The organism is Lacinutrix sp. YIN62 (assembly GCF_057219185.1).
This window is the reverse complement of the sequence record NZ_JBXVVH010000017.1, coordinates 81071-89810: the sequence shown is the minus strand read 5'-3', so window position 1 is coordinate 89810 and position 8740 is coordinate 81071. Positions and strand designations below refer to the sequence as shown.

Below are 8740 nucleotides of genomic sequence, written 5' to 3'. Positions count from 1 at the left end.
GGGACTTATACTAAACCAATTTTTAGCTATATTTGAAAACAGGATTAGGATATAAATAACCTAACCCTGAAATTTTGAACTTACACACTTTTTAGGATAGTGTCTATATATTGCTGCTTTTTATATGGAGTCTGGAGCAGAAATTCTTCAGCAAGCGGCGGTGGTAACTTTAGGCTTATTTACAGGATTGTCAGCAGTGGTTTTTGTTACCAAAAAAGACTTCTCTTTCTTAAAAGCAGGACTTACAATTGGCTTTTTTATCGCTATAGGACTAATTGTTTCTGGAGTTCTTTTTGGATTTAACTTAGGATTGTGGTTTTCTGTAGGGATGTGTTTATTAGCAGGAGGATCTATTTTGTATCAAACATCCAATTTGGTAAATAATTATTCTGAAGATGAATATATACCGGCTTCGTTAGGGTTGTTTGCTTCTTTAATGTTATTGTTTTGGTACGTATTACAAATTTTTATGTCTAGAGACTAGTTTTTAAATTGGGGCGACTTGTTTCTAAAGGGATCAATAAACATGTAATTTCAAGTTATGAAAAACAGTACTTTAGTTCTTTTATTCGCAATATTAGTTTTTAGTTGTTCTACAGATGAAAGCAATGTGGATTCGAATGAAGTCATAATGCAGCAAAGCATACCATTGCAAAATCCTATCAAACAGCTGCTTTATAGTTTTGAAGTATGGCAAAAAGCAGATTTGTCAACAGTTTTCTTGTCACCAGAAGAAGGTTTTGAAACTTATACATTCAATAAAAGATTCTTTTTAAATAGTTTGAAAGATAGCCGTTTGAAAGAATATCGGTTTGTACTAGGTGTTAAGGATGGGAAATTACAAGTTGTATGTGCTGGTGTAGATAAGGATAATGAAATGATTCCCTCTATATTTAAACTTGGAACCCTTAATAGAGGAGCTGTTAATTTGGAAGATGTAGATATGTTAAGAGATCCCTTTGATATTTCTACAATTGATAATGCTAATATTGAAAATCATATTTTGCAGGTAAATGCAGTACTGCCATTACTTAATGGTTGGAATAATGCTTTATTGAGTCCTTCTAATTTAGAATCTAAGGTGTCTTATAATGGAGAACGAATAACATATTTTGCATTACATAAAGATGCCGTTGAATATATGGTAAATAATGAAAATGTAATTAATTTGGAATTGGTTTTCGGGTTGACTCCAAATAATAAAATGACCGCTATGATTTTTGGAAAGAATTATAGGAATGTTATTTTTGATTCTAATAATGGTGTTAATTTTGTTTTAGGTCGTACCAGACCGTGTCCTAACAGATGTAGCTTAAAAAGAATCAATGTGAAACAAGAAATGTATTAGGAATAGCGGTATGGTATTTAAAATTTAGTGTTATCTAATGAAACCATTTTATTTTTTAAAGCATAGATAACTAGGCCAGCAACATTTTTAGATTCGGTTTTTAAGAGTAGATTGTTACGGTGTCCTTCGACAGTTCTAGGGCTTATAAAAAGACTTTCTGCAATATCGTTAGTAGTACATTGCTTACAAATAAGCTCTAGTACTTCAATTTCTCTTTTGGTGAAGTAATTGGCATCAAAATTAGATTTTATTTTTTTATCATTTGGATTAACAATGCTTTCATGAATGTATTGCATCACTTGATCGTCATAATAAAAGCCCTTATGGGCAACTTCGTTTATTGTTTTAAGCATTAATGCCGGAGTACTATTCTTTGCTAAATATGCCACAGCTCCTATAGAGATCATATTTAGAATAAAAGGTTTGCTAAAATAACTAGTTAGTGCGATAACCTTAATCTTGGGGAATTCTTTTCTGATTAATTTTGTGACTTCTACGCCATTCAATTCCGGCATTTTTAGATCTGTAATAACAATGTCTGGGACGGTAATAGCTGTGCGTAATTGCCGTATTAAGTGCTCTCCATTTTCAGCATCAAAAAGAATATTTATAGATTCTTCACTTTCTAGTATTGCTTTAACGCCTTGTCGAAACAATAGCTCATCGTCTGCCAATGCTAAATTTATAGTATTCATATTGTTATTTATTAAAAAGTTTAATTAATTTATATAAAGCAAATAATTGTAGGACTCTATATAAACATGGGGTTATACGTTTTAACTTTGCGTTTGTTCAGGATATTTACAGCGTATTGTGAATTTACTACCGCTATTTTCTATGCTTTCTATGGTAAGCTTACCATTTAGTATTTTTACCCTGCTTTTTATGTTTTGTATGCCAATGCCAGGTTTTTTCTTTATGTTCTTTAGATTAAAACCAATGCCATTATCTTGATAATGCATTATAAAACCAGTCGGGTCTTGTTCCATATAGATAGCCAATTCATTGGCCTTTCCATGCCTTATGGAATTGTTTATTAATTCCTGAATAATTCTAAAAATATGTAGTTGATTGGATTTGCTTAAGTTTGCAGGTTCATCAATTTCATGTTCAATATCTATGCTTGTATGTGCTGTGAATTCTTCAAATAATTCTTCTAATGCAGCTTTAATTCCAAACTTATCTAAAATAGGCGGCATTAAATCGTGAGCTATTTTACGCGCATTTTCTAGAGTATTTGTTGTGATATTTAAAATCTGTTCTAATGCGGTTTTCTGTTTCTCGTTAATATTCTTGTCTATTAAAAGCACATGAGTGGTTAAGCTAACAACATTAAGTTTGGCACTAATAGCATCATGTAAATCTTGAGCTATGCGGCTGCGTTCTAATTCTTGAATAGCAATAGACGTTTGTAGTATCTTTCTTTGGTGTTCAATTTTAAGAGAGGCTTTTTCCTGTTCTTTTTCAATGATTTTTTTCTTGGTATGGTGAAAAAAAGCAATGAGTGTTACGGCCATTATAATTAACAAGCTTACACTTATGCCGACTATGCTTATTATTGTTATAAATGTATTCTCTTCCAAAAAGTGAGGGTTTTTTGTTGGTTAGGAAAACATAAAGATAACATTTAATTTATTTAAGTCTTCCTATAATTCTTATACCATTCAATAAAAACCAATATTTGATAAACTATAAACAGAATGGAATTAAATAGCCATAAGATTTTATCAAGGCTGGAATCAAACGCATTTAAAAAATTACCAGAACAAAAAATTAAAGTGCTGCTAATTAGGTAGATGAATATGCCAGAGTTTACATAGTTAAACGTCATTTTTTCGGTTAGAGAATTGTAAAAGTATAAAACACTGAAAGAGACAATACTAAGAGAGGTGAGTACTATTTCTAATAAATTGAATTTATAATAAAGCGATGGATTATTGAAATATTGTAGGGCTAATAGAAGCGTAACTATTAGAAAGGTGATTAGAATTATTCTTTTCTTTTTGATTTGCCAAAAGAGCGCTCTGTAAAATAAACTCAATAGCATAAATTGTAAAATGAAGTAGTAGTGAGATAAATATAGATTTGATGCTGTCTGAACTTGAAGTTTAATCGTTAGCGTTTGTATAACTAACATAGTAACAAGGTAAAGCCAAAAAATTTTAAATTCTTTAGCTTTACCAGATAATTTCATACTGTATAAAATAACATTTATAAATAAAAATACATTACCTAGGTATATTAGAAAATTTAAAAATGTCATAATCGTTTGTACTTAATCTAATAAACTATTTTGGATCGAATAAAGGACTGTTTACGTCACAAGTATTAGGGCAAGGTGCTGTAAAATCAAAAACACCACTACCGTTTAGTTTATTTACATTAGTTTCTATAGTGCTATCTGGGCATCCGTCAGGTTTTTCGCCTTCTATAATGTCTCTATGTATCCCTTTACAATCTGTTTTAGTGCCTACAATTAATAGTTTTTCTCCATATCCATTGTCTTTGCCTGTTCCATTTTCTGGATTAATAGCCATATAAGCTCGTACACCTGCTTCTGCTGTATTATGAATAACAGCTAGGTTGCCTTCTTTTTGCTCAATAACATTCATTTCTACTAAAGCAGCAATAAGATCTTCGGCAGGAATTAAAAAAGCTTTGCATTTCTCGGGATTAGCATTTTGCCAGTTTTTCGCCCATTCTTGAGCTTTGTTAATAGGAATGGTTTTAATTGTACTCATAGTCTTCCGATAGTTTATTAAGGTTAATAATCGCATAAAACTAAATGATATTATTTACAAAAAAAATTAAAACTATAAAACAGGGGTTTTTACCTGTTTTTTAATAACGGTGATTATGCGCTACTGGGTTTTTATGCTTCTGTTTAGTTTAGCTTAATATTTCCTACAACAATCGAATATTCGATGTTGTAGGAAATACATCAAATTATTAACTAAAAAAACCATTTTATTTATGGAGCCATTTATTGGTCAAATTACTATGTTTGGGGGGAATTTTGCGCCTAGGGGTTGGGCGCTTTGTCAAGGGCAACTCCTTGCAATTTCACAAAATACAGCTTTATTTTCAATCTTAGGAACTACTTATGGAGGTGATGGTAGAACATCCTTTGGTTTGCCAGATTTAAGAGGGCGGATTCCTGTTCAGCAAGGGACTGGTCCAGGCTTAACTCCTGTTCAATTAGGACAACGAGGCGGTGCTGAGCAAACTGTTTTAACTGTTAATGAATTACCAAATCATTTTCACCTTCCTGGAACATTAAAAGGAGGCCTGCCTTGTAATGATGATGACGGTAGTACAAATGAAGCTGCAAATCATGTCTTGGCTAATGCTAGTTCTGGTACACCATTTAATTCAGAGCAAGCTAATGCGGTAATGGGGGCTTCGGTTGCTGTTAATCAGGGTGCTACTGCTGCAACAGGGGGAGGGAGACCTTTTTCAACAAAAAATCCTTACTTGGGAATCAATTTTATTATCGCCTTGCAAGGTGTTTTTCCATCTCGAAATTAAATAAATGAAATGTACTCACAAAAGCCTAGTCTTTTTTAAGTACGATATAAATTGTGCTATTTTTATTTAAATCAATTAATTATGAAAAATAAATACTTATTATTGTTATTATTAGCTCCATTATTTAGTAACGCTCAGGTCTCTCAAGATTTTGAAGGGATACAAGGTGTCGCTTTTACAACTAGTAATGACTGTTATTATTTTGATGCTAACACTGCGACAGAACATACTCTTGAGAATTATGCTGGAGCTTGTGGTATTGTTATTGTAAATTCTCCAGATTTAGGCCCAGATACACTAGGTTTTGAAACGTCTTTGAATCCGACAGGAATAGGCTTCGCTGATTTTGACGCCTTTGGTGTTGCTAATGCTAGCGGAGTGACATCTCAACATTCAGAAGGACCAATAGAAGGAAATAATAGTTTTGTTATGGAGGATATAGATGGTGTGGTTACGATGAAGTTTAATCAAGTAAATTTGGGAGGAACAACAAATCCTGAAGTAAACTTAAAATACCGTTTAGAAACGACTTCATGGGAGGTAACAGATCACCTTAAAGTGTATGTTGTTATAAGTGGTTGTGGAGCATCAACCAGCTTTACACTAATTGATGTTTCTGGTGCGACTATGGATGCTGTTGAGGGGCCAACACAAACATTAACAGCAGATTTAAGTGCTTATGTAGGTTGTATTGCTGAATTGTTTATAGAATATGCTTCAGATTCCTCATCAGAAGAAATGGTTATAGATGATATTAATTTTACAGAAGGCGCGTTAGTAGGAACACTCTCAACAGCAGAAGTGGCATTGGAAAATGATTTTACGATTTATCCAAATCCTTCTAATGGGAGCGTTATACTTAAAAATTCTGGAATAGCCCTAGATAAGGTTGAAATTTCAGATTTAAACGGTCGCATTATTGCTTCTTATGATTTGCATGGGACAACAGAAAATCAAGAGCTTAATATGAGCGAAATATTATCTTCTGGGATGTATTTAATGACAATAACATCACATAAGAATTCAATAGTAAAAAAGATAGTGATTAACTAATAACAGTTTTAAATATAATTTATTAATTAGTCTATTACCAATTCAAATTTTAAGGGGTTAAAATTGTTGAAAACACCTCAATAAACTTTAGTTTGTTGAGGTGTTTTATTAATAATAGGTTTGGTTATATTTTAATTTGACGTTCTATTTGTTGATCTAAAGACATAAATGTTTCCGTTCTAGATACGCCTTTAATAGATTGTATGTCGTTGTTTAGTAAATGCATTAAATGTGCATTGTCCTTACATAAAATCTTAATAAAAATACTCCAGTTTCCTGTTGTATAATGACATTCTAGGACTTCAGGAACCCTTTTTAATTGTTTTACCGCTTCAGGGTTACTTACTGCCTTGTCCAAGTAAATACCTACAAAGGCCATTGTTGTGTAACCTAAAACTTTGGGGTTTATAATAAATTTAGAACCAGAGATTAACCCGGATTTTTCAAGTTTTCGTAAGCGCTGGTGTATCGCAGCTCCAGAGATGCCAACTTGTCGTGCAATTTCTAAAACAGGTGTTCTGGCATCGCTCATTAAGGCGCGGAGTATTTTTTTATCAATACCGTCTATTTGAATATTTTTGTTTATTATTTTCATCGTAAAACACGGTTTACATTTTATAAAAAGTTCATTCTATTGAGTATAGTAAACTTAAAAAAGTATTGTTTTTTTTTAGGGTAACAATGATATGCAATAAATGAAATTCAAAAGATAAAAATACGCAAATGATTTTAAACAGTAAGCAAAACACTTGATTAGATCTATTCTGTTTTGCTTTTTAAGTATTAAGTAAGTTTCTGTAAAACAGCGTGTTTGGCCAACCTAAGACTGTGGCTTAAGTTGGCTAAATACTTTGCAAAACCTATTGATGCATAGGGTTGTAACCTAAATACGGTACTTCTTTTTCATGGAATACAATACCGTAGTCTTCCAGTTCTTTTAAAATTGGGGTGTATATCTCTTTGGTAATAGGAATTTGTACGCCTGGTGTTGTTATTTTGCCATTAATAATGGCTAATGCAGCTATTGCAACAGGTAAGCCAACAGTCTTTGCCATTGCGGTATACGTTTGATCTTCTCCCAAAGTTACCATTGTTGCATCTATTTGGTGTTTTTTACCGTTTAATTCATAACCGAATTTATGATACATTACAATCATATCCTTATCGGTTTCGTCTAGAGTCCAGCTATCCATTAATATTTGTTGAAGAATTTGAGCTGGTGTAGCATCTTTTAAAGTGACTTTTTTTGTTGCGCTAAATAGATCTAACTCAATAAGCTTATCCCAAATAATATCGTCTTGGTCGATTTTTAAACTATGTCTAAATTTTAATTCTACAGAATCTGTTGGACTGTATGGTAAAAAAGAATTAACAAAATCTCTATAGCTCATATTTTCGCTACCATTAATAGTATAACTGTCGTCCGTCATTCCTAAAATCACGAATAAATTCCAGGCACGACTAAAGCCAACACGTCTAATGGTTCCTCTATATAATGTTTTTACATCTTCTAAGCCGTAAATACTTTGGTATTTTAGAGAATCTCGATTTGCATAAGCTTCAAAACGACCAAATTGTTCCACTTCTAAAAACTCAGTACGTCTAAATAAACGGTGATATGGAATGTATTTGTAAGTTCCTTCCTGTAAAAATTTGGCAGCACTTCCTTGCCCTGCAACGACTACGTTTCTAGGATTCCATGTAAATTTATAATTCCATAAATTATTGTCGTTTTCAGGAGCAACTAACCCGCCAGTAAAAGATTCAAAAAGAATCATTTTTCCACCTTGATCAGTAATGCGATCTATTACTTGCATGGCGCTCATATGATCAATGCCTGGGTCGACACCGATCTCGTTCATAAAGACTAATCCTTTTGCTTTAGCTTCTTTGTCTAGCGCTTGCATCTCGCTACTCACATAGGAGGCTGTTACCATATTTTTTTCAAAGGTAATGCAGTCTTTAGCGACTTCTGTATGAAAACGAGCCGGTAGCATGGAAATAACCATATCGGCACCTTTTACTGCAGCTTCTCGAGAAGCTTTGTTAAAGACGTCTAAGACAATTGCTGTAGCGTTCTTATGGTCTTTGGTTAATTTTTTTGCTGCATCTATATCGAGATCTCCAACGGTGATGTGAAGGTTTTCTGTTTCGGATTTATCTAAAAGATACTTTATTAAATAAGATGTGGATTTTCCGGAACCTATAACTAGAATCTTTCGCATAATTGAAATTTGTTAAGTAATTTTGTATTTAGTTTTAATAGGCGAATGTAGTGAAATACAAGCGTTATAAAAACCCAAAATATAAATTTTATTATAGCATAAAGAGGGTTTTATGTTTGTGTTAGCTATTGCGTTTAAAGGGATTTTTTAAAAAATAAAAGAAGAAAATAGATGAATAAGACTATTTTAATTACGGCTGCTATTTTAGGGGTTTTAGGGATTGTTTTAGGGGCTTTTGCAGCACATGGTTTAAAAACAGTGATAGGGGTAGAATCCTTGCAGTCTTTCGAAACAGGAGTAAGATACCAAATGTATCATGCATTATTATTGTTGTTTGTAGGTGGTATGGACATTCTTAATGGTAAAATAAAGAAAGCGATTTTTTATATGGTGGTGTTAGGTCTAGTGCTGTTTTCAGGGTCTATTTACGGTTTAGCAACGAACTCGCTTTCTGCTTTTAATTTTAAGAGTATTGCTTTTATTACTCCAATAGGAGGCCTCCTTTTAATAATGGCTTGGATAGTTATGTGTGTTGGGTTTGTAAGGCTAAAAGATAATTAATTTCTTTATTTAACCTCTGTTTTTA

At 32.6% G+C, this 8740-nt stretch carries 9 protein-coding genes and 1 pseudogene; 5 read left to right on the top strand and 5 right to left on the bottom strand.

What is annotated here, in order from left to right:
* Positions 1-103: 103 nt before the first annotated feature.
* Positions 104-484: pseudogene (locus AC2D8I_RS12290) on the top strand (Bax inhibitor-1/YccA family protein); the annotation flags it as partial.
* A 57-nt stretch (positions 485-541) separates the two neighbouring features.
* Positions 542-1348, top strand: a complete 807-nt coding sequence (locus AC2D8I_RS12285) for a hypothetical protein (RefSeq protein ID WP_484706310.1) — start codon at positions 542-544, stop codon at positions 1346-1348.
* Between the two features lie 17 nt (positions 1349-1365).
* On the opposite strand, the gene AC2D8I_RS12280 is transcribed toward AC2D8I_RS12285, so the two are convergent.
* From AC2D8I_RS12280 to AC2D8I_RS12270, 3 genes are all read right to left on the bottom strand, one after another.
* A complete protein-coding gene (locus tag AC2D8I_RS12280) occupies positions 1366-2043 on the bottom strand; it encodes a response regulator transcription factor (protein ID WP_484706309.1) in 678 nt (225 codons plus the stop codon).
* Positions 2044-2124: 81 nt separating this feature from the next.
* The gene (locus tag AC2D8I_RS12275) at positions 2125-2931 is read right to left on the bottom strand and encodes a sensor histidine kinase (RefSeq protein ID WP_484706308.1); all 807 of its coding nucleotides are present in this window, start codon (positions 2929-2931) and stop codon (positions 2125-2127) included.
* Between the two features lie 705 nt (positions 2932-3636).
* A complete protein-coding gene (locus tag AC2D8I_RS12270; protein WP_484706307.1) occupies positions 3637-4089 on the bottom strand; it encodes a hypothetical protein in 453 nt (150 codons plus the stop codon).
* A gap of 232 nt (positions 4090-4321) precedes the next feature.
* On the opposite strand from AC2D8I_RS12270, the gene AC2D8I_RS12265 reads away from it, so the two are divergent.
* Entirely contained in the window at positions 4322-4876 is a 555-nt protein-coding gene (locus AC2D8I_RS12265) for a phage tail protein (protein WP_484706306.1), read from the top strand.
* Between the two features lie 81 nt (positions 4877-4957).
* Positions 4958-5929 carry a T9SS type A sorting domain-containing protein gene (locus AC2D8I_RS12260; RefSeq protein WP_484706305.1) on the top strand — a complete coding sequence of 324 codons (972 nt, stop codon included), beginning with the start codon at positions 4958-4960 and terminating at the stop codon, positions 5927-5929.
* Positions 5930-6053: 124 nt separating this feature from the next.
* Here AC2D8I_RS12260 and AC2D8I_RS12255 read toward each other — a convergent pair whose 3' ends face one another.
* Positions 6054-6524: an Lrp/AsnC ligand binding domain-containing protein gene (locus AC2D8I_RS12255; protein WP_484706304.1), complete on the bottom strand. Its 471-nt coding sequence runs from the start codon at positions 6522-6524 to the stop codon at positions 6054-6056.
* Between the two features lie 265 nt (positions 6525-6789).
* The gene (locus tag AC2D8I_RS12250; protein ID WP_484706303.1) at positions 6790-8154 is read right to left on the bottom strand and encodes a saccharopine dehydrogenase family protein; all 1365 of its coding nucleotides are present in this window, start codon (positions 8152-8154) and stop codon (positions 6790-6792) included.
* A gap of 171 nt (positions 8155-8325) precedes the next feature.
* Between AC2D8I_RS12250 and AC2D8I_RS12245 the strand changes: the two genes are divergently transcribed.
* Entirely contained in the window at positions 8326-8715 is a 390-nt protein-coding gene (locus tag AC2D8I_RS12245; protein ID WP_484706302.1) for a DUF423 domain-containing protein, read from the top strand.
* Positions 8716-8740 lie beyond the last annotated feature (25 nt).

Coding starts and splice junctions, on each gene's coding strand:
- AC2D8I_RS12280 (WP_484706309.1), bottom strand. CDS start 2,043: ATGAATACTATAAATTTAGCATTGGCAGACGATGAGCTATTGTTTCGA.
- AC2D8I_RS12245 (WP_484706302.1), top strand. CDS start 8,326: ATGAATAAGACTATTTTAATTACGGCTGCTATTTTAGGGGTTTTAGGG.
- AC2D8I_RS12285 (WP_484706310.1), top strand. CDS start 542: ATGAAAAACAGTACTTTAGTTCTTTTATTCGCAATATTAGTTTTTAGT.
- AC2D8I_RS12250 (WP_484706303.1), bottom strand. CDS start 8,154: ATGCGAAAGATTCTAGTTATAGGTTCCGGAAAATCCACATCTTATTTA.
- AC2D8I_RS12260 (WP_484706305.1), top strand. CDS start 4,958: ATGAAAAATAAATACTTATTATTGTTATTATTAGCTCCATTATTTAGT.
- AC2D8I_RS12265 (WP_484706306.1), top strand. CDS start 4,322: ATGGAGCCATTTATTGGTCAAATTACTATGTTTGGGGGGAATTTTGCG.
- AC2D8I_RS12270 (WP_484706307.1), bottom strand. CDS start 4,089: ATGAGTACAATTAAAACCATTCCTATTAACAAAGCTCAAGAATGGGCG.
- AC2D8I_RS12255 (WP_484706304.1), bottom strand. CDS start 6,524: ATGAAAATAATAAACAAAAATATTCAAATAGACGGTATTGATAAAAAA.